This is a genomic window from Halobaculum sp. P14 (assembly GCF_051195155.1).
Lineage (GTDB): Archaea > Halobacteriota > Halobacteria > Halobacteriales > Haloferacaceae > JBNTKA01.
In genome coordinates, this window is record NZ_JBNTKB010000004.1 from 64,432 (window position 1) to 86,091 (window position 21,660).

At 72.5% G+C, this 21,660-nt stretch carries 23 protein-coding genes and 1 tRNA gene; 12 read left to right on the forward strand and 12 right to left on the reverse strand.

The genetic code is table 11. The annotated features are described in order from the left end of the window. The first annotated feature begins 215 nt into the window (after positions 1 to 215). Positions 216 to 1,043, forward strand: a complete 828-nt coding sequence (locus ACQUS7_RS09050; protein WP_435146494.1) for an SDR family oxidoreductase — start codon at positions 216 to 218, stop codon at positions 1,041 to 1,043. Further along, positions 1,044 to 1,364: a hypothetical protein gene (locus ACQUS7_RS09055; RefSeq protein WP_435126728.1), complete on the forward strand. Its 321-nt coding sequence runs from the start codon at positions 1,044 to 1,046 to the stop codon at positions 1,362 to 1,364. It abuts the gene before it with no gap. Here ACQUS7_RS09055 and ACQUS7_RS09060 read toward each other — a convergent pair. Continuing rightward, complete coding sequence (locus ACQUS7_RS09060; protein ID WP_435146496.1) at positions 1,361 to 2,518, reverse strand: ArsA family ATPase; 1,158 nt, start codon at positions 2,516 to 2,518, stop codon at positions 1,361 to 1,363. The two genes, ACQUS7_RS09055 and ACQUS7_RS09060, sit on opposite strands and share 4 nt — an antisense overlap. Positions 2,519 to 2,711: 193 nt before the next feature. Then, entirely contained in the window at positions 2,712 to 3,812 is a 1,101-nt protein-coding gene (locus ACQUS7_RS09065; protein WP_435146498.1) for a pyridoxal phosphate-dependent aminotransferase, read from the reverse strand. A 138-nt stretch (positions 3,813 to 3,950) separates the two neighbouring features. Between ACQUS7_RS09065 and ACQUS7_RS09070 the strand changes: the two genes are divergently transcribed. Then, positions 3,951 to 4,469 (forward strand): CinA family protein, encoded by a 519-nt coding sequence (locus ACQUS7_RS09070; RefSeq protein ID WP_435146500.1) that lies wholly within the window; start codon positions 3,951 to 3,953, stop codon positions 4,467 to 4,469. 54 nt (positions 4,470 to 4,523) lie between these two features. Beyond that, on the forward strand, positions 4,524 to 5,018 hold the full coding sequence (locus tag ACQUS7_RS09075) for a metal-dependent hydrolase (protein ID WP_435146502.1): 495 nt from the start codon (positions 4,524 to 4,526) through the stop codon (positions 5,016 to 5,018). 30 nt (positions 5,019 to 5,048) lie between these two features. On the opposite strand, the gene ACQUS7_RS09080 is transcribed toward ACQUS7_RS09075, so the two are convergent. Next, positions 5,049 to 5,798 carry a PHP-associated domain-containing protein gene (locus ACQUS7_RS09080; RefSeq protein WP_435126713.1) on the reverse strand — a complete coding sequence of 250 codons (750 nt, stop codon included), beginning with the start codon at positions 5,796 to 5,798 and terminating at the stop codon, positions 5,049 to 5,051. A 232-nt stretch (positions 5,799 to 6,030) separates the two neighbouring features. On the opposite strand from ACQUS7_RS09080, the gene ACQUS7_RS09085 reads away from it, so the two are divergent. Then, positions 6,031 to 6,327: a DUF7565 family protein gene (locus ACQUS7_RS09085; protein WP_435126711.1), complete on the forward strand. Its 297-nt coding sequence runs from the start codon at positions 6,031 to 6,033 to the stop codon at positions 6,325 to 6,327. A gap of 151 nt (positions 6,328 to 6,478) precedes the next feature. Here the strand turns inward: ACQUS7_RS09085 and ACQUS7_RS09090 are convergent, their stop codons facing one another. The 5 genes from ACQUS7_RS09090 to ACQUS7_RS09110 all read right to left on the reverse strand — a co-directional run bounded on the left by ACQUS7_RS09090 (position 6,479) and on the right by ACQUS7_RS09110 (position 11,269). Next, positions 6,479 to 6,934 (reverse strand): transcription elongation factor Spt5, encoded by a 456-nt coding sequence (locus tag ACQUS7_RS09090; RefSeq protein WP_435126709.1) that lies wholly within the window; start codon positions 6,932 to 6,934, stop codon positions 6,479 to 6,481. Beyond that, positions 6,935 to 7,108 (reverse strand): protein translocase SEC61 complex subunit gamma, encoded by a 174-nt coding sequence (locus ACQUS7_RS09095; RefSeq protein ID WP_435126706.1) that lies wholly within the window; start codon positions 7,106 to 7,108, stop codon positions 6,935 to 6,937. A 246-nt stretch (positions 7,109 to 7,354) separates the two neighbouring features. Further along, positions 7,355 to 8,530 carry a cell division protein FtsZ gene (gene ftsZ, locus ACQUS7_RS09100; protein ID WP_435146505.1) on the reverse strand — a complete coding sequence of 392 codons (1,176 nt, stop codon included), beginning with the start codon at positions 8,528 to 8,530 and terminating at the stop codon, positions 7,355 to 7,357. A 144-nt stretch (positions 8,531 to 8,674) separates the two neighbouring features. After that, on the reverse strand, positions 8,675 to 10,117 hold the full coding sequence (locus tag ACQUS7_RS09105; RefSeq protein ID WP_435146507.1) for a D-aminoacyl-tRNA deacylase: 1,443 nt from the start codon (positions 10,115 to 10,117) through the stop codon (positions 8,675 to 8,677). A gap of 90 nt (positions 10,118 to 10,207) precedes the next feature. After that, on the reverse strand, positions 10,208 to 11,269 hold the full coding sequence (locus tag ACQUS7_RS09110) for a calcium/sodium antiporter (protein WP_435146509.1): 1,062 nt from the start codon (positions 11,267 to 11,269) through the stop codon (positions 10,208 to 10,210). 157 nt (positions 11,270 to 11,426) lie between these two features. On the opposite strand from ACQUS7_RS09110, the gene ACQUS7_RS09115 reads away from it, so the two are divergent. From ACQUS7_RS09115 to ACQUS7_RS09140, 6 genes are all read left to right on the forward strand, one after another. Beyond that, on the forward strand, positions 11,427 to 12,260 hold the full coding sequence (locus ACQUS7_RS09115) for a shikimate dehydrogenase (RefSeq protein WP_435126694.1): 834 nt from the start codon (positions 11,427 to 11,429) through the stop codon (positions 12,258 to 12,260). 49 nt (positions 12,261 to 12,309) lie between these two features. Next, entirely contained in the window at positions 12,310 to 13,011 is a 702-nt protein-coding gene (locus ACQUS7_RS09120; RefSeq protein ID WP_435146511.1) for a helix-hairpin-helix domain-containing protein, read from the forward strand. Between the two features lie 90 nt (positions 13,012 to 13,101). After that, on the forward strand, positions 13,102 to 14,808 hold the full coding sequence (locus tag ACQUS7_RS09125) for an anthranilate synthase component I family protein (RefSeq protein WP_435146513.1): 1,707 nt from the start codon (positions 13,102 to 13,104) through the stop codon (positions 14,806 to 14,808). Next, a complete protein-coding gene (locus tag ACQUS7_RS09130) occupies positions 14,805 to 15,395 on the forward strand; it encodes an anthranilate synthase component II (protein ID WP_435146515.1) in 591 nt (196 codons plus the stop codon). Before ACQUS7_RS09125 ends, ACQUS7_RS09130 begins: the two co-directional genes overlap by 4 nt. Beyond that, positions 15,392 to 16,492, forward strand: a complete 1,101-nt coding sequence (locus ACQUS7_RS09135; protein WP_435146517.1) for an aminotransferase class IV — start codon at positions 15,392 to 15,394, stop codon at positions 16,490 to 16,492. The genes ACQUS7_RS09130 and ACQUS7_RS09135 overlap by 4 nt, the downstream gene beginning before the upstream one ends. 31 nt (positions 16,493 to 16,523) lie before the next feature. Beyond that, on the forward strand, positions 16,524 to 16,943 hold the full coding sequence (locus ACQUS7_RS09140) for a Rieske (2Fe-2S) protein (RefSeq protein WP_435126680.1): 420 nt from the start codon (positions 16,524 to 16,526) through the stop codon (positions 16,941 to 16,943). Between the two features lie 87 nt (positions 16,944 to 17,030). On the opposite strand, the gene ACQUS7_RS09145 is transcribed toward ACQUS7_RS09140, so the two are convergent. The 3 genes from ACQUS7_RS09145 to ACQUS7_RS09155 form a co-directional block, all read right to left on the reverse strand. Continuing rightward, a tRNA-Met gene (locus ACQUS7_RS09145) sits at positions 17,031 to 17,105 on the reverse strand. Between the two features lie 88 nt (positions 17,106 to 17,193). Then, the gene (locus tag ACQUS7_RS09150; RefSeq protein WP_435126677.1) at positions 17,194 to 17,673 is read right to left on the reverse strand and encodes a GtrA family protein; all 480 of its coding nucleotides are present in this window, start codon (positions 17,671 to 17,673) and stop codon (positions 17,194 to 17,196) included. After that, the gene (locus tag ACQUS7_RS09155) at positions 17,670 to 18,503 is read right to left on the reverse strand and encodes a glycosyltransferase (protein ID WP_435126674.1); all 834 of its coding nucleotides are present in this window, start codon (positions 18,501 to 18,503) and stop codon (positions 17,670 to 17,672) included. The genes ACQUS7_RS09150 and ACQUS7_RS09155 overlap by 4 nt, the downstream gene beginning before the upstream one ends. 160 nt (positions 18,504 to 18,663) lie before the next feature. Between ACQUS7_RS09155 and ACQUS7_RS09160 the strand changes: the two genes are divergently transcribed. Next, entirely contained in the window at positions 18,664 to 21,159 is a 2,496-nt protein-coding gene (locus ACQUS7_RS09160) for a DUF2298 domain-containing protein (protein ID WP_435146520.1), read from the forward strand. 105 nt (positions 21,160 to 21,264) lie between these two features. Here the strand turns inward: ACQUS7_RS09160 and ACQUS7_RS09165 are convergent, their stop codons facing one another. Continuing rightward, the gene (locus tag ACQUS7_RS09165) at positions 21,265 to 21,531 is read right to left on the reverse strand and encodes an HAH_0734 family protein (protein ID WP_435146522.1); all 267 of its coding nucleotides are present in this window, start codon (positions 21,529 to 21,531) and stop codon (positions 21,265 to 21,267) included. Positions 21,532 to 21,660: the final 129 nt, after the last annotated feature.

The following is a 21,660-nucleotide window of genomic DNA, read 5'->3' on the forward strand; positions in this document are numbered from 1 at the left end:
CAGGTCGAGGCGACGCTCGAAGCGACGAACCACCCGAAAAGCGGCGAATCCGGGCCGAGTCCACGGCCCGACTCCCTGTCGTATCTATCCCTTGTGACGAGAACAACTTAAACCAACACGCGGCCCGGTGCCGGCCGTCGTCGCTCGCTGCCCTCCCGAACGACGGCGCCGTCGGAGACGCAGGGAGTTAACAGGGCGGCCGACGATTCGCGGGTATGGAACGGACGGTTCTCATCACGGGCTGCTCGTCCGGCATCGGCCGCGCGACGGCGGCGGCGTTCCTCGACGAGGAGTGGACGGTGTACGCGACGGCGCGGAACCCGGCGGACGTCGAGACGCTCGGGGAGCGCGACGGCTGCCGAATCGCGACGCTCGACGTCACCGAGTCGGACGACGTCGAGCGCGTCGTCGAGCGAATCCTCGACGAGGAGGGCCGCATCGACGCGCTCGTGAACAACGCCGGCTACGGCCAGTTCGGCGCCGTGGAGGACGTCCCGACGCCGGCCGTCGAGTCCCAGTTCGACGTGAACGTGTACGGGCCGCACCGGCTGATTCGCGCGGTGCTGCCGGCGATGCGGCGCCGCGAGGACGGCGCCATCGTCAACGTCTCCTCGGCGGCGGGCCGCGTGTCGATTCCGGGCAGCGGCGCGTACTGCGGCTCGAAGTTCGCGCTGGAAGCGATGACGGACGCCCTCCGGAACGAGGTGCGGGAGTACGGCATCACGGTGTCGCTCGTCGAGCCCGGCCCGGTCGACACCGGCTTCGACTCCCGCGTCGAGTCCGAACTGAGCGGCGTCGAGCGGTCCGGCGCCTACGACGCGGTGTACTCGCTCATCGAGGACTACAGCGTCGTCGGCGGCGGTGACGGCGTCGGCGCCGTCCAGCCCGAACGGGTCGCCGAGGACGTCGTGAACGCGGCGAGCGCGACGAAGCCGGCGCCGCGCTACCCGGTCGGGCCGCTCGCGAAGGCCGCCGAACTCGCCCGGCTGGCGCCGACGTGGGTCGCCGACTCCGTCTGGTCGTTCGCCGCGAAGCTCTCGTAGATGACCGACGGCTCGCCGAACGACGAATCGGAGCGCGAAGCCCGGATACAGCGGCTCGCGGACCGTCTCGACGCCACCGAGGAGCGGCCGGTGACGCGGGAGGCGAACGCGTATCTCGGCGAGGCGGCCGCGGTCGCCCGCGACCTCGCGGACCACGACGCCGACCCGGCGGTGGTCCGCGAACGGGCGGGCCACGTCGTCGACTTGCTCGACGAACTGGACGGCACCGGCGACGACGAAGCGGACAGCCACGTCGACGCCGCGCGGGCGCTCGCCGCCGAACTGGCCGCCGAGCCGGACGCCACGGAGGACCGGGGTTAAGCGAGGCAGGCGGCGACGACGCGCAGGGCGTCCTCGCCGCGGACCTCGTCGGCGAGCAGCGGCACGCGCTTGACGTCGCGGCCGCGGAACAGGTCGGTGGCCTGCGAGAGCGCGTTCTGCTGGACCTCCCAGCGGCGCTGGCAGAAGTCGCAGGAGCCGAGGTTCGGGGTGACCACCCAGTCGTCGTCGATGTCGGTGGCGGCGACGTCGTTCGGGTCCTCCATGACCCGGTTCACGACGAGCGTGTTCACCGGGATTTCGAACTCGTCGAGCCGGTCGACGAGCCGCTCGGACTCGACGACGCTCATCTCCTCGGGAACCACGACGACGCGGAAGTCGGTGCGTTCGGGGTCGCGCAGCGTCGCGCGGAGCCGCGTGATTCGCTCTTTCAGTTCGTCGAGGTCCGGTTCGGCGGGGTCGTCGCCGCCCATTCCGAACGCGCCCTTGACGCCGTCCATCATCCCGGAGAACTGCTGGCGGAGCTTCATCATCCGGCCGACCATGGAGTCGAGCAGCTCCGGGAGCTGGAGCAGCCGGAGCGTGTGGCCGGTCGGCGCGGTGTCGACGACGACGCGGTCGAACCGCGGGTCGTCGAGGTGTTCGAGCAGTTCCCGCATCGCCGCCGCCTCGTCCGCGCCCGGTATCTGCCCGCCGAGCATCCCGGCGAGCGGCGACTCTCCCGCCGCGTCGCCGAGGCCGCCCAGTCCGCCGAGCGGGTTCGCGCCGGCGCCCGCATCGCCCGCACCGTCGCCATCGGCGTCGCCGGCGGCACCGTCGAACAGCCCGTCGGCCATGGCGTCGTCCGGGTCGATTTCGGCGCCGTACAGCGGGACGTCCTCGCGGATTCGGGCGGGCCTCGCGGGGACGTCCACGCCGAGCGTGTCCGACAGCGAGTGCGCCGGGTCGGTCGACACGACGAGCGTCGCCGTCCCGTCGGCCGCCGACGCGAGCGCCGTCGCCGCCGCGCAGGTCGTCTTCCCGACGCCGCCCTTCCCGCCGTACAGCACGTACTCCGGCGCCTCCGCGCCGACCGCCGCGGGGATGTCGGTCGCCTCGTCAGTCTCGTCTGCGGCCACTTCGTCAGCGGCCGCCTCGTCCGCCTCGTCGACGGCCGCGTCGACGTCGTCGACCGCCTCCACGTCGATGTCGCTCATTACCCGGAGCAGGTCGCGCGCACTTGTCTATCCGTTGGTCCCGCGGCGTCGCCGCCTCGAAACGGGGCCGGACGCGACGGCTCTGCGGCCAACCGTTAAATAGGAAGCCGCGGCCAGACGACTCGGACGCAGCCGGGTCGCGGGAGGCGGCGCGACCGAGAGTCCGAGTAGGCCGCGCGGCCCGAGCACCCAGTCAGCCGAAGTAGTCGGCGAGCCGCGACGCCGCTTCGTCGACGCGCGGCGTGACGAGCGCGAACCGGAGCCAGTCGTCGCGCGCCGAGCCGAAGGTTTCGCCCGGCATGCCGGCGACGCCCGCCTCGTCGATGAGCGTCTCGGCGTTCGCCATAGTTCCGGGGAAGCCGTCGAAGCGGGCGAGCACGTAGAAGGCGCCGTCGGGGCGGGTGTAGTCCGCGCCGGCGGCGTCGAGCGCGTCCGTGAACGTTTCGACGCGGTCTCGGAGCAGCGCTCGGGCGTCGGCGTAGTACGCCGGGTCTGTTTCGCGGAGCGCGCGGAGCACGGCGACCTGCGGCGGCCGCGACGTCGCGACGTTCACCAGCATGTGCCGCGTCTTCGCGCCGTCGACGAACTGCTCGGGGAGCACCGCGTAGCCGACGCGGAAACCGGTGATGGCCATCGACTTCGAGTAGCCGGTGGTGACGACGACGCGGTCGGAGTCGAGCGTCAGCGCCGACTCGAACTCGCCGGTCAGGTCGAAGTGGTCGTACACCTCGTCGACGACGAGCGTCGCGTCCACGTCCTCGGCGAGGTCGGCGAGCGCCCGCATTGTCTCCCGCGAGTACACGGCTCCCGTCGGGTTGTTCGGCGTGTTCACGAGGATGAGACCGGTCTCCTCCGACGCCGCTTCCCGGAACGCCTCCTGGTCCACGTCGCCGTCCTCCGCGGCCGGGACGTACGTCACGTCGCCGCCGAGCAGCGCCGCCTTCCCGGGGTAGTACGGGTACACCGGGTCGGTGAGCAACACCTCGGAGCCGGCGTCGCGGTCGAGCGCCGCCGCCATCGCGAGGTAGTTCGCCTCGCCGGTGCCGTTCGTCACGACGACGCGGTCCGGCGAGACGTTCCGGCGCGCCCCGATCTCCTCTCGAAGTTCGACGAGCCCCTCGCTCGGCGGGTACTGGAAGTCGTCCGGGTCGGCGTCGGCGTACTCCCTGAGGCCGTCGCGGAGCGCCGCCGGCGGCTCCCAGTCGGGGTTCCCGGACACCATGTCCACGACGTCGCGGTCGGCGGCCGCGGCGTACTGCATCACGCGGAAGAACTGCGGGCGCTCGTACGTCACGGCGTGTCGTCCGCGCGGCGCGCACTTGGCTTCCGCGGTCTCGGCAGCGCGACGATGTGCAGGGACAGGTGGACGGCCTCGTCGGCCGTACCCGGCGGCGCCCGTCGCCTATTTCCGGTCGCCGCCGGAAGCGTCGGTATGCGCGAGTTCGCCGAGGAGCCGCCCGTCGAAGAGCGCGTCGGCGACGCCCTCCGCGAGACGGAGGCGACCGTCGCCGCGGCCGAGTCGTGTACCGGCGGCCTCATCGGGTCGCTGCTCACCGACGTCCCCGGGTCGAGCGACTACTTCGACCGGTCGGCCGTGACGTACAGCTACGACGCGAAACTCACCGACCTCGCGGTGAACCGCGAAGCCCTCGACGAGGAGGGGGCGGTGTCGGCGCCGGTCGCCCGGCAGATGGCGCGCGGCGTCCGCGACGTCGCCGGAACGACGTGGGGCGTCTCCACGACCGGCATCGCCGGGCCGACGGGCGGCACCGACGAGAAGCCCGTCGGGACGGTGTACGTCGGCGTCGCGTACCGCGGCGAGTGGGGGAGCGGCGAGTCGGCCGTCTCCGTGGAGCGCTACGAGTTCGACGGCGACCGGACGCAGATCAAAGAGCAAATCGCGCGGCAGGCGCTGACGGACCTGCTCGCGGCCGTCGAGCGGCGGCGCTGAACCGGGCGGGTCGAGGCCGAAAACGTTTGGACGGCGGCGGCGAGACGGGAAGCCGTGAACAAGAAGGGACACGTGTTGAACGGCGCGCTGCTCGCGGTCGGACTGGGGTACATTCTGGAGCCCGCGGGCGACGTGACGACGTTCGTGAAGATCGCGTCGCTGTTCGTGCCGCTGGTGCTCGGCGCGCTGTTCCCGGACGTCGACACGGCGTTCGGCCGGCACCGCAAGACGCTGCACAACCTCCCGGTTCTCGGCGTCACCGCGGCCTACCCGGTCGTGTTCGACAACCTCCACTTCGTCTGGGTCGGCGTCGCCACCCACTACCTGCTCGACCTCGCCGGCAGCAAGCGCGGCATCGCGCTGTTCTACCCGCTGCTCGACGACGAGTTCGACCTGCCGGTCGGCGTTCCGACGAGCAGCGGCTGGGCCGACGTCGTCACGGTGGCAATCACGCTCGTCGAACTCGGCGCGCTGGCGGCCGTCCACTTCTACGTCGTCGACCTCAACACCGCGGCGGCGAAGACGGCGTCGTTCGCGGCGATGGTGTGACCGGCCCCGAACCGCTCCGAGAACCGAAAATCAGTAGACTGCGACGTCGTCGAACCGGTTTTCGTAGGCGATGTGCCGCGGGTTCGTCGGCTCCATCCCGGAGAGGAACAGCCGGTCGAGCTTCCCCCAGCTGTTCTCGACGCCGAGGTGGACGTACTCCGCGAGCCGGCGGACCCGGGTGGCCGGGTCGCGGCGCTTCACGACGGTCCGGTCCGCGCCGGCTTTCAGCGCGTCCACCAGCGCGGCCTCCGTACGGACGTCGTCGTCGAACTCGGTCCAGGCGGAGCCGACGGTGCCGCGGAGGTGGGCGTACGAGGACCCGAACACCGGCAGGTCGAACGCCTCGGCGATGCGGGCGCCGCGGCGGTTCTGCCGGTCGAACAGCTTCGCGTTGAACGTCTCGACGGCGTCGATGCGGTCGGAGTAGGCGCCGACTTCGGCCCGGGTGAGGCTGACGTTCATGAACTCGGGGTGCGGGACGAGCACGGCGGCGTCCTGCCGGTCGAACTCGGCGAGCGCCGCCTCGAACGTGATGAAGTCGGGGACCGGGTCGTCGAGGCCGACGGCGAGGAGGTGCCGGCGGTTCCGCCAGTCGCCGGTGAACACCTCCCGCGCCGGGACGACGGTGACGTCGGGCGTCGAGAAGCGCTCGGCGCGGTCGCGAATCTCGGGGAGCCGCGTGAAGTGCGGGGCGTACACGAGGGCGTCGAGGCCCGCGGAGCGTGCGCGCTCGACGACCTGCTCGTCGAGCCGTTTCACGTGCAGGTCGACTCTGCTCACGGCCGTGAACTCCGCTGTCCGGGAAGTAATGGGTTCCGCTTTCAGCACCGATGCGGCGGACGGCAGCGACGCGCCATCGGTGTCGACGACGCCACGCCGGGGCGACACGGCGACGACGCGGTGACGATTCGGCGGCGACACGGCCACGCTACGCCGAGACGCAACGGCGACGGCGCCGAGGCGTGACCACCGGCGGGAAACCCTTTTGCGTCTGCCCGGCGTCGAAATCGGTATGTCACCGTGGGCCTGCGGCATCGACGGCTGCGACGCCGCGTTCGACGCGGTGGAGGACGCCATCGTCCATCAGGCGTCGGCGCACGACCGCCACCAGTGCAAGGTGTGCGGCACGGAGGTGCCGGACGGCTACTTCGCCATCCAGCACGCGTTCGACGAACACACCCGCGCCGAGTTCGTGCGGGCGTACGACGCCGACTCGGACGACGTCCGCGAACGGGAGGACGTCAAAGACGACATCGAGGCCGAAGCCGATATCGACGCCGTCGTCGACCGGCTGAACCAGGCGCCCTGACCGCAGGCCGCCCCGAACCGCGGTTTCTCCGCCGAACCGACCGCCGACGAGCGACGCGCTCGGCGCTGGGAATCGTTCGAGCGTCGTGGGTCCCGGCTCGGAGAAAAACGGAGCGGACGAACCGCGGACCGCCGGCGGCGGACGCGGGCGGTTAGCGTTCGTCGCTGTCGAGGACGCGAATCTGGTCGCCGCGGACCGTCACCGGAATCGGGACGGTGGCCTCGTACAGTTCGACCGTCACCTGGTCTTTCCCTTCGTCGATGCGCTGGACCTGCGCCTTCTCGCCCTTGAACGGGCCGGCGATGAGTTCGACGATGTCGCCCTCCGCGATGCCTTCGACGTCCGGCGTCGGCGACAGGAAGTGCTCGACTTCGGACATCGACGACTTCCCGGCTTCGCCGCCCGGCCCCTCGACGAGGCCGCGGGCGTGCGGCACCTCCTCGAGGACCCGCCGGATGACGGAGTCGTCGTCCGCTTCGACCAGCACGTAGCTGGTGAGTTGGTCCGGGGAGAGCACGGCGTGGATGTCCGGCATCTCCTTGCTGGCGATCATGTCGGCGACGGTCTGCTCTTGCCGAGCGGTCGTTTTCACGGAGTAAATCGGCATCTAGACCACCCCGGTCAGCAGCTCCATGACCGCGAAGATCACGAAGCCGAGGAACCCGACGAGCAAGATGCCGGCGCCGGCGATCTTCGCGATCTGGGAGAACTCCCCCCAGGAGGGCGTGCTCGCCAGCTTGAGCACCCTGACGTAGCTTGCCAGGTCGTACTTGACGTCCATGTTGGTCGGAGAAATGGGCCCGTGCCTTTTCTATCTATTGAATGGTACCTACGGTGCCGCGTTGCCGTCGCGGAGCGACGCGACGCGTCCTCGACACGGAAAGCGAAGAGCGAAGAACCGAGAAGGCGGGAGAGCGGGGGCCCGAAGCCGAAGGGGTCGCGTCGGGCGTAGCACGGACCGAGCCGATTCGGGTCGGGGCCGGGCGGCCGGACCTGGTCGGGCCGGGACGACTGCCGGGCTGACGGACTATTCGACGTAGTCGATGTCTTTGAGGCGGTCTTCCGCCTCGCCCTGCGCGGCCTCGTTGCGGCCGTATATCTGCGGGGATTCGACGCCGGTGACGACGATCATGGTGCGCATCGACCCTTCGAGTTCCTCGTCGATGGACGTCCCCCAGATGATGCGGGCGTCCGGGTCGATGCGGTCGTAGATCTCCTCGACGACGCCCTCCGCCTCCTCGATGCTCATGTCTGAGCCGCCGGTGACGTTGACGAGCGCCGAGTTCGCACCGGAGATGTCGACGTCGAGCAGCGGGGAGCGCAGCGCGGACTGCACGGACTCTTGCGCCTTCGTGTCGGAGTCGGACTCGCCGAGGCCGATCATCGCGACGCCGCCTTTCTCCATGACGGTGCGGACGTCGGCGAAGTCGAGGTTGACGAGGCCGGGCTTCGTGATGAGTTCGGTGATGCCTTTCACCGACCGCATCAGGACCTCGTCGGAGATCTTGAACGCCTGCCGGACCGGGAGTTTGCCGACGGCGTCGAGCAGCCGGTCGTTCGGGACGACGATGACGGTGTCGGCGACGTCGCGGAGCCGTTCGAGCCCGGCTTCCGCGTTCGTCCGCCGGACCTCGCCCTCCGCGGTGAACGGCGTCGTGACGATGGCGATGGTGAGCGCGCCGATTTCGCGGGCAGCCTTCGCGACGACGGGCGCCGAGCCGGTGCCGGTGCCGCCGCCGAGGCCGGCGGTGACGAACACCATGTCGGAGCCGTCGATGGATTCGCGGATCTCGTCTTGGCTCTCGATTGCTGCCTCCTCGCCGACCTGCGGGAGCGACCCGGCGCCGCGGCCCTGCGTCTTCTCCTGGCCCATCAGGATTTTCGTGTCGGCTTCGATGTTCACGAGGTGCTGGACGTCGGTGTTCGCGGCGACCAGTTTCGCCCCGTGGATGCCCTCTTCGGCCATCCGGTTCACCGTGTTGCCGCCGGCGCCGCCGCAGCCGACCACGGTGATGTTGGTCTGGAGGTCCTTGAGGACGTCTTGCAGCTCGTCGTCGGTCATCTTCCCGGTTCGCGGCGCGTCGCCGCCGCCGTCGGAGTCGGTCCCGGAGGCGCCGTCGGAGGCCGGCGGCACGGACCCGGCGTCCTGCGCCTCCCCCTCCCCTTCGGCCTCGTCGATAGCGTCTTCGACGATAGAGTCCATAGTTATGGGGAGGGGTTGCGGACGGAGAGTTATTACCTTTCCCCCTCGCGTCTTGCCGACGTCAGACAATTCGGCGCGTCGACAGCGACGGCAGCCACTCCGGCGCGTCAGCGACGACGCGTATCGCCGGGCTGCACGGCGCTGCTACGCCGGGAATCGCTCCTCTCGGACGCTCCGCACGTCGTCCGGCTCGACGGTTTCGCCGTCGACGTCGACCGGTTCGCCCGACGAGAGCCGGCCGAACTTCGGCCCCTCGGGGACGCCGGCGTCGCGGGCGAGCGCCGGGTCGAACGCGTCGACGCGGGCGACGACGGCGCCGCCGCGGCGCTCCACGTCGTCGTACTTCTCGCGGAGCACGTCGGCGAGCGCGTCGACGAGGGCCGCGCGGTCCGCCGGGTCGGCGAGCGCGGCCTCGCCGACGGCCCGCGTCCCGCTTTCGGCGGTCTCGAACGCGACGGTGTGCGCTTCGACGGCGTCGCGGGTCCGGTCCGTGTCGATTCCCTGCGCGGCCGCGAGCAGGTCGTCCGGGAGGTCGGCGACGACGTACCGGTCGGCGGCGTCGCCGGGATCTGCGCTCCCGTCCGCGGCACTGTCCGAATCGCGGCCCGCGTCACTGTCAGCGCCACCGTCACCCTCGACGTCGGCGGCGCGGGCCCCGAATCGGAGGCCGTCGTCGACGCTGCAGAGGTCGGATTCGAGCGCCGCGACGAGGCCGAGCGGGCGGTCGCCGACGACCCGGACCCACGTCTCGGAGACGACGCGGTAGCCGCGGTTCTCCAGCGCCTCGCGGAGCACGGGCCGGTCGCCCTCGACGAGCGCGAACCGGGCGTCGCTGGCGTCGAACGCGGCGTCGACGACGTCCGGGTGCGCCTTCGGGTTCCCGAGGTCGTCGAGCTGCCAGTCGACGGCGATGTGGCCGACGCCCCACGCGGTGTCGCGGACGACGCGCTCGAACCGCGGCGCGTAGTGGCCGCCGCCGAAGCCGACGAGGTGCCGCGGGTCGGCGGGGTCGCCGACGTGGACCGCGGCGTCGCGGTCGGGGAGTTCGAGGACGACCCGAGCGACCGCTGCGGCGCCCGCCGGGTCGTCCCACTGGGCGTCGTCGCTGCCGAGTTCGGCGAACACCGCCGGGACGGCGAGGTCGGTCGGGCCGTGGTGGGTGCCTTCGATGGCGACGTCGTAACCGTCGGGGGCGTGCGCGTCGAAGCCGGCGACGAGCGCGCGCTGGACGCCCGGGCAGGCCGGCGCGACCGCCCGGGACGCGCCGCCGTACTCGGCGTCGCCGAAGTTCCCGGTGAAGTGGCAGGTGAGCAGCGGCCCGGTGTCGCCGGAGTGCCGCGAGAGGAACACGAGGTAGTCCGGGCGCTCGGAGAACGCCGCCGTCGGGTCGTCGAGGTAGATGTGGAGGTCGTCGAAGGCGCGGAGTTCGACGGCGTCGCCGGCGCGGTGCAGTCGGTGGTAGGTGCCGCCGCCGCGCGCGTCCGGCCGGTCGTCGTCGACGCGGCTGGACCAGTCCGCCAGGTCGAGCAACTGCTCGGCGATGTGTTCGGAGGCGCGGTCGGCGCGGGAGGCGACGAGTCCGATCACGGTGTGTTCGCCTGTCGGGCGTCGACCGGCGAATACGCTCCGGTTCGGGACGGCGACCGCGAGGGAGGCGTCGACTCGGGGCGCCCGGGCTTACAGCAGGAAGTGGACGAACAGCGCGTAGCCCGCCAGCAGGACGACGCCGTCGACGCGGGTGAGTTCGCGGTTCCGGAGCATCAGGACGATGGCGCCGCCGGTGAAGCCGACGAGGATGGGGAATTCGAAGGTGCTGGTGCCGGCCGGAACCGAAATCGGCGTCATGAGCCCGAGGACGCCGAGGACGGCGAGGACGTTGTAGATGTTCGAACCGACGACGTTGCCGACGGAGAAGTCCGCTTCGCCGCGGATGGCGGAGACGACGGAGGCGGCGAGTTCGGGGAGCGAGGTGCCGAGCGCGAGCACGGTGAGACCGACGAACCGGTCGCCGAAGCCGAGGTAGTAGAGGAACGTCTGGCCGCCGCTGATGAGTCGGCGGGCGCCGACGAGCAGCAGCAGCAGGCCGACGGCGACGAACGCGAGGTCGCGGAGCCGGATGTCCCGGTTCGCGAGGAACCCGAAGCCCTCGGCGGTGGCGCCGCCGTCGGTGGCGACCGAGTCGTCCGCGTCCGCGTCGACGGCGACGTCCAGGTCGGCGTCGCCGTCGTCGGTCGCGGTGAACAGGACGTAGGTGAAGCCGGCGAGCGCGACGAGGAACACCGCTGCGTCGAACCGGCCGACGGTTCCGTCGAGGCCGAAGCCGACGAGCAGCACCGCGGCGAGCGCCATGAACGGGACGTGTCGACGCACCGTCTCCTCCGCGACGTCGAGCGGGCGGATGAGCGCCGAGAGGCCGAGCACCAGCCCGATGTTGGCGATGTTCGAGCCGACGATGGCGCCGAGGCCGAGCGTCGTCCCGAAGTCGAGGCCGCTGAGGACGCCGACGGCGAGTTCGGGCGCCGACGTCGCGAACGCCACGACGGTGACGCCGGCGACGGCGGCGCGCATCCCGAGTCCGACCGAGAGGTTCGAGGCGCCTTTCACGAGCGACTCGGCGCCGACGTAGAGGAGCACGACGCCGAGCAGCAAGGCGATTCCCGCGTCGCCGGTGAGCAGTTCGACGACCGTGTCAGTCGTGCCGTAGAGTGGGAGAGCGGTGCCGAGGAGCTGAAACGTCATCTCCCGTCGATGCCGGAGTCGCACTGAAAAGCCCGTCCCCGAAAACATCAGTTCTGAGAGCCAGAGTCGAAATAAGCGGCGGGACGGAGCGGGCGCGGCACCGGCCGCCGCGACGACCCCGCCGGGGTTTATGCGGCCCGGCGCCCACCGCCGACGCATGGACGTGTACGGACTCATCGGGAATCCGGTCGGGCACTCGCTGTCGCCGCCGATGCACGAGGCGGCGTACGAGGCGACCGGCGTCGACGCGCGGTACGTGACGTTCGAGCCGGAGCGCGGGGAGGCGGCGGCCGCAGTCGGCGCCGCCGACACGCTCGGCGTCGCCGGACTGAACGTCACGGTGCCGTTCAAGGAGGACGTGCTGAGCGCGGTCGAGCCGGACGAACTCGCCGCCGGCGTCGGCGCCGTCAACACGGTCGACTTCAGCGGCGACGCGCCGACCGGGCACAACACCGACGTCGAGGGGGTGCGGCGCGCGCTGACTCACCACGGCGTCGACACGGAGGGCGCCGACGTCGTCGTCGTCGGGGCGGGCGGGGCGGCGCGGGCGGCGGCGTTCGCGCTCGCCGACGACGCCGTCGCGCTCCACGTCGCCAACCGGACGAAGCGGCGGGCGCGACGGCTCGTCGACGACCTGTCGTCGTGGCTGCCGTCGGACCTCGACACGCCGACGAACGTCACCTGCGGCGGGCTGGACAGCCTCGACGACCGGGTGCCGTACGCGTCGGTGCTGGTGAACGCGACCACCGTCGGGATGGAGTCCGACGAGACGCCGGTGCCGGCCGACCTGCTCCACGAGAACCTCGCGGTGCTCGACGCCGTCTACACGCCGCTCGACACGCGGCTCCTTCGGGACGCCCGCGACGCCGGCGCGACCGCCATCGACGGCGCGTGGATGCTGCTGTACCAGGGCGCCGCGGCGTTCGAGCGGTGGACCGGCGAGGACGCGCCGGTCGAGGCGATGAACGACGCGCTCCGCGCCGAACTGTAGCGATTTCCCCGCTGGTTTTTTAAATAGCGCCGTCGTCGTCCCCGACGATATGGTGTTACTGCGGAAGATTAAGCGCCTGCTGGGCATCGGGCGCGCCGACGAGCAAGACCGGTCGGCCGAGACGTCGGTCACGGTCGAACGGGAGCGCGAAGCGGAGACGGAAACCGAGACGGAAACGGACGAGTCGGTCGACGAGCCCGTCGCTGCCGGGACAGACGCCGACGCGTCGACCGAGTCGCTCGTCGACGAAGAGGAGGCGGCCAGCGAGCCCGCCGGCGCCGCCGAACCCGCGGAAGCCGCCGGGCCGGAGTCCGAGGACGTGACCACCGACGTCGAGGACGTCGAACCCTCGGAGGACGAGGTCGACGCCGACGGCGAACCCGTCGCTGCCGGGACGGACGCCGACGCGTCGACCGAGTCGCTCGTCGACGAGGAGGAGGCGACGAGCGAGCCCGCCGGCGCCGCCGAGCCCGCCGAGGCCGCCGGGCCGGAGTCCGAGGACGTGACCACCGACGTCGAGGACGTCGAGCCGTCCGAGGACGAGGTCGAAGCCGGCGGCGAAACCGAGGGAACGCCGGTCGACGAAATCAAGGGCATCGGCCCGGCGTACGCCGAGCGGCTCGGCGAAATCGGCATCCACACCGTCGCGGACCTCGCGGACGCCGACGCCGCGGAGGTCGCAGAGCGGACCACGGTGTCCGAATCGCGCGTCGAGCGCTGGATAGACCGGGCGCAGGAGTTCGAGCCGTAGCCCCAGGGTCAGAGCGAGCCGTCGACCAGAGCCAGCACGGAGCCGAATCGGAACCGAACCACTTTCTCCTCGGCGGCCGCGCGTTCGGCCATGCAGACGGTCACGGACCGCGAGACGTACCGCCGGCTCGCGGCCGACGCCCCCGCGGACGCCCGCATCCCCGTCGAGGGCCGGGTCGCCGTCGACGACCCGTTCGCGGCGTACCGGCGCGCCCGCAGGGACGCGGCCGACGACGCGCCGGAGACCGACGGAGCGGAGGACGACGGGGCGGGCGACGAGGAGACCGACGCGGCGGACGACGACGCCGGCTCCGACCGGCCGGGCGGCGTGTTCTACGAGACCACCGGCGGCCAGTCCGGGTTCGGGCTGTTCGGCGTCGATCCGGCGGAGCGGCTGACGGTCGGCGCCGACGCGGTCACCCGCGACCCGGAGCATCCGGGCCACGGCGACTACGCCGAGCCGTCGCCGACGCTGGAGGCGCTGGAGGGCGTCGTCGACGCGGAGACGCTGGTCCGCGGCGACTGCGACGTCCCGTACCCGTGCGGCCTGTTCGGCTGGCTGTCGTACGACGTCGCCCGCGAACTCGAATCGCTCCCCGGCGACGCGGTCGACGACCGGGGGCTCCCGCGCCTCCAGTTCGGCCTGTACGACACCGTCGCGTCGTGGACGGAGCCGCGGGACGGCGACGGCCCCGTCACGCTCCGAATCACGTCGTGTCCGCGGCTCTCCGACCACGCCGACGCGGACGCGGCGTACGACGCGGCGCTCGACGCCGCCGAGTCGCTCGCGGAGCGCATCCGCCGCGGCGACCCGGCGGTCGGCCCCGCTCGCGTCGACGCCGACGCCGCCGCGTTCGAGAGCGACTGCGGCCGCGACGCGTACGCCGACCGGGTGCGGGCCGTCAAGCGGTACGTCCGCGACGGCGACACCTTTCAGGCGAACGTCAGCCAGCGGCTCACCGCGCCCGCCGCGGTCCACCCGGTCGCGGCGTACGCCGCGCTTCGCCGCGTCAACCCCGCGCCGTACTCCGGGCTGGTCGAGTTCCCCGGCGTCGACCTGGTGAGCGCGAGCCCCGAGTTGCTGCTGCGGCGCGACCCGAACCCGGACCGCGGCGACGACGTGGCTGACGCCGGCGACGACGCACCCGACCGCCACCGCGCCGACGCAGCCGACCGCCACCGCGACGCCGACGCGGCCGCGCGACTGGAGACGGAGCCGATTGCCGGGACGCGGCCCCGCGGCGACGACGCGGCCGCGGACGCGGCGATGGAGGCGGAACTGACCGGCGACGAGAAGGAGCGCGCGGAGCACGCGATGCTCGTCGACCTCGAACGGAACGACCTCGGGAAGGTGAGCCGGTACGGCTCCGTGGACGTCGCGGAGTACCGCCGCGTCGACCGCTACGCCGAGGTGATGCACCTCGTCTCGCGCGTCGAGGGCGACGAGCGCCGCGACCGGTCGCTCGCCGACGCGCTGGCGGCGACGTTCCCCGGCGGCACCATCACCGGCGCGCCGAAGCCGCGGACGATGGAGATAATCGACGAACTGGAGGCGACCCGGCGCGGGCCGTACACCGGGTCGATGGCCGCGGTCGGCTTCGACGGCCGCGCCGTGTTCAACATCGTGATTCGGACGCTGGTGCGAACCGGCGACCGCTACCACCTCCGCGTCGGCGCGGGCGTCGTCCACGACTCCGACCCGGACGCCGAGTACGAGGAGACGCTGGCGAAGGCCCGCGCGCTCGTCACCGCCGTCGACGAGGCGCTCGACGACGAGTCGATGGAGGTGCGGCGGTGACCCGCGTCCTCGTCGTCGACAACTACGACTCGTTCGCGTACAACCTCGTCCAGTACGTCGGCGAACTCGCCGACGACGTCGTGGTCAGGCGGAACGACCGCGTCGACCTCGCGGGCGTCGACGCGCTCGACCCGGACGGCGTCGTCGTCTCGCCCGGCCCGGGCACCCCCGCGGACGCCGGCGTCTCGGTTCCGGTGTTCCGCGACCGCGACTACCCGACGCTCGGCGTCTGTCTCGGCCACCAGGCGCTCTGCGCCGCGAACGGCGCCGCGGTCGGCCGCGCCCCCGACGTCGTCCACGGGAAGCCGTCGGTGGTCGAACACGACGGCGGCGGCGTCTTCTCGGGGCTCCCCGGCCGCGTCGAGGTCGGCCGGTACCACTCGCTCGCCGTCGACCGCAGAGCGGTCCCGGCGGCGCTCGCCGAGACGGCGTGGACCGACGACGAGCGCCGCGTCGTCATGGGCGTCCGCCACCGCGAGAAGCCGCACGTCGGCGTCCAGTTCCACCCCGAGAGCATCCTGACGCCGACCGGGAAGGACGTCGTCGCCAACTTCATCGGCCTGTGCGACGACGGCGAGACACGATGAGCGGAGACGCAGCGGGCCGCGACGAGCGCGACGAAACCGGCGGCGGCGAACGCGACGATGACGGGAGCGGCAGTGGCGGCGATGGCGGCGCCGGCAGCAGTGGCGGCGGCGACGGCGACGCGGCGTCCGAGTCGCTGACGTATTACGTCGACGGCGACCTCGTCGCGGCCGCGGACGCGGCGGTGTCGGTGCGGGACCGCGGCTTCCTGTACGGCGACGCCGCCTTCGAGACGGTCCGGGTGTACGGCGGGACGCCGTGGCGCTGGGACGCCCACGTCGACCGGCTGTTCGGCTCGCTCGACCGCCTCGGGATGCCCGCGGACGAACTGGGGCTGACCGCCGACGGCCTGCGGGAGCGGGTCGACGAGACGCTCGCCGCGAACGGCCTCGCGGACGCGTCGGTTCGGCTGTCGGTGACGCGCGGCGAGACGGACGGCTTCACGCCGCCGCCGGCCGCGGAGACGGAGCCGACGGTCGTGGCGCTCGTGACGCCGCTGCCGCGGGGCGGCCGCGCGGACCGCGGCGGCGAATCGGTGTGGGACGGCCCGGCGACGCTGCAGACCGCGAAGACGCGCCGCGTCCCGGATCGGTCGCTGCCGAGCGACGCGAAGACGCACAACTACCTGAACGGCGTCCTCGCCCGCGCCGAAACCCGGGTGAGCGACGCCGACGAGGCGGTGCTGCTCGACGCCGACGGCGACGTCGCCGAGTGCGCCACCGCGAACCTGTTTTTCGTCGCCGACGACGTCGTCCGGACGCCGTCGCTCGCCGGCCCGGTGCTCCCCGGCGTCACCCGCCGCGTCGTCCTCGACGTCGTCCGCGACGAGGGCTTCCCGGTCGAGGAGGGCCGCTACGCCCCGGACGACGTCCGCGCCGCCGACGAGGCGTTCATCACCTCCTCCATCCGCGAAATCCGGCCGGTCGGCGTCTACGACGGCGTCACCATCGGCGACGACCCCGAGCCGGGGCCGGTGACGCGGCTCGTCTCGCGGCTGTACGACCAGCGCGTCGAAGCCGCCTGCTACGGCGAGCGCGGCGGAGCCGACGCCGACAGCCGTGACGGCCCGGACGCCGCCGACGCCGGCCGAGACGGATAGGCATACAACCCTCGGACGCGGTACGGGAGTCATGGACGAGGCTTCGCGCGTCGCGGACGCCGACGAGGTGCCGGCGGAGTCGACGCTGCTGTTCACGGTGCGGAGCGACGACGACGAACTCGGCGAGGCGTTCCTCACCCGCGTCGACGGCGACGTCGTCGCCTTCCGGAACTACTGCCAGCACTGGACCGACGTCCGGCTCGACAAGGGCGACGGCGCGCTCGTCAGGAACGGCGAAGTCGTCTGCCAGAAACACGGCGCGACGTTCCAGCTCGACAGCGGCTTCTGCGACTTCGGGCCGTGTGAAGGCTCGGTGCTGGAGGCCGTCGACGTCGCCGTCGCGGACGGCGCGGTGTACCTCGTCGACGACGACTACCGGTTCGAACACCGCGGCGAGTCCGGCGAGGAGGGCGAAGAGGGCGGGAGCCGCATCGACTTCACCGGCTCCTAACTCGGCGCCGAACCGCGGCTCACGAGCGGTGAGTTCGGAGCGGCGGAGAAGCCGACCGGTCGTGGTCGGTCGGTGCGCAGGAGAACATAGCGGGAGGTAGATTTGAACTACCGATCTCCGGGTTATGAGCCCGGCGGAATCTCCTGGCTATCCCATCCCGCTACGTGTGAGGAAACGGGCCGCGTTTGTAAGGGTTGTGTTTCGCAGGTCGCCGCCGTATGGCACTCTTCACCACGATTCGGCGCGTCGGTCACTTGAGAACGCGCCACGTGAACAGGCTCTCGGCGACGTAGTTCACGACCATTCCGACGCCGATGCCGGCGGCGCGCGACACGACGAACCAGGCGTCGATGCCGGCGACGGAGACGGAGACGTCGATTCCGCGGTAGACGGCGGAGAACACGACGAGCTGCACCGCGATGCCGGCGGCCCGCACGAGGTTCGACTTCACCAGGCGGCGCAGTGTCGGCGCGACGCCGGCGAGCCCCTGGTCCGCGAACGTGATGCGGTCGTTCAGCAGGAACATCACGACGACGGACACCTCGATGCCGACGGCGGCGGCGACCTCCGGGAACACGCCCAACTCCGACAGCGCCGTCGACGCCGCCATGTCGAACAGGAACCCGACCGCGCCGACGGAGACGAACTGGCCGATGCGGGCGCCGTGAAGCAGTTCGCGGGCGCCGTCGTCCGCGGCCGCATCGCCGTCTCCGCCGTCGTCGCCGGTCATCTGGTGTCGCCTCCGGCGCCCGCGGCGGCGCCGGCGTCGCCGACGCGGTCGCGGTCGTCGCCCCGCTGGTCGACCAGCGCCGTGGCGTCGTCGCGGTCGAGCAGCCGGTGGAGCCGGTCGTCGCGGATGAGCCGCGCGCGGTGCCGGGCGACCAGCAGCCCGCGGCCCATGTCGATGGTGTCGGTCACGGGCGAGACGGTCGACCCGGGCTGGTCCTCCCACGTCACCGGCACCTCGGCGATGCGGTACTCCAGGGCCGCGGCGACCGCGACCAGTTCGATGTCCCACGCGAAGCCGGGTTCGTACAGGTGGCCGCGGACGGCGTCCCACGCGTCCGCGGAGACGGCTTTCGCGCCGCACTGGTAGTCGTACAGCGCAGCGTCGAGCAGCCGGCGGCCCATCCAGGCGAAGCCGTCGCCGAGGAACCGACGCGCGAACGTCTGGTGCGACCGCACGTCGGCGTCCGGGTGGCGGCGCGAGCCGACGCCGAGGTCGGCGTCGCCGGCGACGACCGGAGCGACGACGTCGGCGATGGAGTCCGCGGGCGTCGCGCCGTCGGCGTCCGCGAACGCGAGCACGTCGGTGGAGAGCGCCTCGAAGCCGGCCGTGACGGCGGCGCCCTTCCCGCGGCGCCGCGTCACCACGCGGCAGTCGACGCCGTCGGGCAGGTCGAAGTCCGAGGCGTCGGTCGGCCCGTCGGGGCCGGGGGCGTCCAGTTCCACGCGGAGTTCGTCGGGGCGGAGGGCGGCCTGCAGGTCACGGAGGTACGCGCGAAGCCGGTCGGGGCGGGGGCGGTAGGCGGGGACGACGACCCCGACGGTCGGCGGCATACCCACCCGTACCCTACCGGTCGGTAAAAGCCGTGCGGAACCTCGGCGGGCCAGAGCGGGGCGAGGCAGCGCCGGCCGGCCCCGGGACCGCTCGGCCGTCGCCGCACGGCGGCGTCGCGTCCCAAAAAGGACTTAGCCGCGGCACCGACTCTCACAGCCAATGGAGTACGGTCTCGTCGCCGTCTGGGTCGTCGCGTACGCCGCGCTCGCCGCGCTCGGCTACCCGCTCGCCCGGCGGCTGTTCCCGGAGTCGGCGACCGGCGGCGCGGGGCTGGCGCTGCCGGTGTCGCTTCTGGTCTGCGGCGTCGTCTCGTTCTGGGTCGGCCGCGTCGCGTTCGGCGTCCCGGCGGTCGCCGCCGCGCTGCTGGTGCTGCTCGCGCTCGCCGCCGCCGCCGCGCTGGACCGCGACGCGCTCCGGGACGGCGACGTTCGACTCGCCTCCGGGATGTCGGTGAACCGTGACGCGGCGACCGACACCGCCGCGGTGTTTCTCGCCGCGTTCGCGCTGCTCGTCGCGGTCCGCGCCGTCGACCCGGCGGTCCACCCGGCCGGCGGCGAGAAGTTCCTCGACTTCGGGCTGCTGAAGTCGCTGCTCCGCGGCGCGGCGCTCCCGCCGGAGGACCCGTGGTTCGCGAACGAGCCGGTGCGGTACTACTACGGCGGCCACCTGCTGACGGCGGTGCTCGCGACGCTCACCGGCACCGCGGCGCGGTTCGCGTACAACCTCGCGCTCGCCGGGTTCTACGCGACGCTCGTCGCCGCCGTCTTCGACCTCGCCGGCGCCGTCGCGGCCTCCCGCGGGCGTTCGCGGCGCGTCGCCGGCCTGTTCGCCGCCTTCTTCGTCGGTCTCGGGTCGAATCTTCACACCGCGGCGTGGGTGGTGCTCGGCGCGCTTCCGAGCGGACTGCAGGCCGCCGTCGGCCGCCGGTTCGGCTTCGACCCGTCGGCCGTCCTCGGTGACTTCTCGTACTGGACGGCGAGCCGCGTCATCCCCGGCACCATCAACGAGTTCCCGCTGTTCGGCTGGCTGAACGGCGACCTGCACGCGCACATGACGGCGACGCCGTTCCTCGTGCTCGCCGCGGCGCTCGCGTTCACGCTGTACCGCACCGGCGCCGACGCGACCGGTGACCGCGGCGGCGACGACGACAGCGACGACGGCAGACACGGCAGCGGCAGCGACGACGCGGATACCGGCGACGGTGGCGACCGGGACCGCGGCGGCGACGCGGCGGCGACGCGCCGCAGACGGCTGGTGCTGTTCGGCGTCGTCCCGGTGGTCGGCGGCTTCCAGGCGGTGATGAACACGTGGAGTTTCCCGACCGTGTTCGGGCTGGCGTGGCTCGGCCTGACGTTCGCGCCGGCGGCGCCGTGGCGGCTCCTCCCCGGCGTGGCGCGCGACGCCGTCGACGACGCGGTCGGGAGCAGCCGGCTTCGCGCCGAATTCGCGCGGCCCGCCGTCGCCGCGGGCCTCGTCGCGGTCGCCGGCCTCGTCGCGGTCGTCGTCGCCGCGCCGTTCCTGTTCGGCGCCGTCGGCGGCGGCAGCCGGACGCCGGCGCTGCTCGGCCCGTCGATGCGGTCGTCGCTCGGCGGCCTGCTGCTCGTCCACGGCGCGTTCCTCGCCGTGTTCGCCGCGCACCTGTTCGGCGCCGTCGGCCGCGACCACCCGGTGCAGGTCGCCGCCGCCGCGCTCGCGCTGGTCGGCACCGGCGTCGCCGTCGGCGTCCCGGCGCTCGGCCTCGTCGGCGGCGTCGTCGTCGCCGGCTGGGTGGCGGTCCGAGCCGACCGCGCCGGCTTCGAGACGGTGCTCGCGGTCGCCGGCGCCGGACTGGTGCTGCTCGTCGAACTGGTCTACCTGAACGAGCAGGCCGGCCCGGGCCGCATGAACACCGTGTTCAAGACGTACGCGCAGGTGTGGCCGCTGTGGTCCGTCGCCGCCGGCGCCGCCGTGGCGTCGCTGCTTCGCCCGGTCGCCCGCCCGTCGCTCACGTGGTGGCCGGACGCGTCGACCCGGCGGACGCTCGCCGTCGTCGGCGCCGCGGTGCTCGTCGTCTCCACCGGGCTGTACGCCGGGTTCGCGCTGTCGGCGCACTTCGGCGGCGGGAACGGGCAGGTCGGCAGCCCGTACGACACCGACTACCCCGCGGAGCCGACGCTGAACGCCACCGACTTCGTCGCGCAGTTCCACCCGGACGCGGCGCCCGCAATCGACTACCTCGACGACCGCGCCGGCCAGCCGACGATGCTGTCGGCGCCCGCGACCGGCGTCTACCCCGGCGCGCCGAGCCGGTACGGCCACGGGCCGAGCATGTACCAGTGGCAGGCCAGCCCGGCCGCGAGCCTCACCGGCGTCCCGACGGTCGCCGGCTGGCACCACGAGGTCGGCTACCGCGGCCCGGAGGCGTACTTCGCCCGTGTCCGCGACGTCGACGACGCCTACACGAACCCGAACCGGACGGCCGCGGTGCTCCGCGAGTACGACGTCGAGTACGTCTGGGTCGGCCCGAGCGAGCGGACCCGGTACGGCGACCGCGTCGTCGACTTCGCCGCCATCAGCGGCGTCGACCCGGTCGTCACGACGGAGTCGGTGACGGTGTACCGCGTCACCGAATCCGAACTCCCCGGCGCGGCCAACGACGGCGACGGCGACGCCTGACCGCGGCGCTGCGACGGCGCGTCCAGCGAAATCGGACGCGGCGAGAATCTGCGGCAGGAGAGAAGCAGTGGACGGCAGTACGGTCGGAGCGGCGGCGACGCCGAATCAGACCGCGAGGTCGCCTTTCGCCGTCACGACGTCGAGGTCGTCGGCGTCGACGCTGTCCACGTCGAGCCAGTGTGGGACGAACTCGCGCTTTTCGAACGCCTCGCGTTCGTCCTCGGTGCCGATGGTGCACCAGAGCTGCGGTTCGTCCGGGCCGTGGTAGTCGCCCTGCCGCTGGATGGCGAACACCGTCTGCTCCTCGCCGTCGTAGTCGATGACGGCGTCCTTCCGGATGCCGGGGTCGCCGTGGACGATGAGCTTCTGCATAATCCGGGGTTTGCGGGGTCCGGCGGTAAGCGTTTCGATGAATACTGCGCGGCTCGCGGCGGCGAATCCCGGACGGCTTCCGGGGTCAACCGCGTCCGACGGCGGCGGTCCAGGGACGACCGTGTCGGC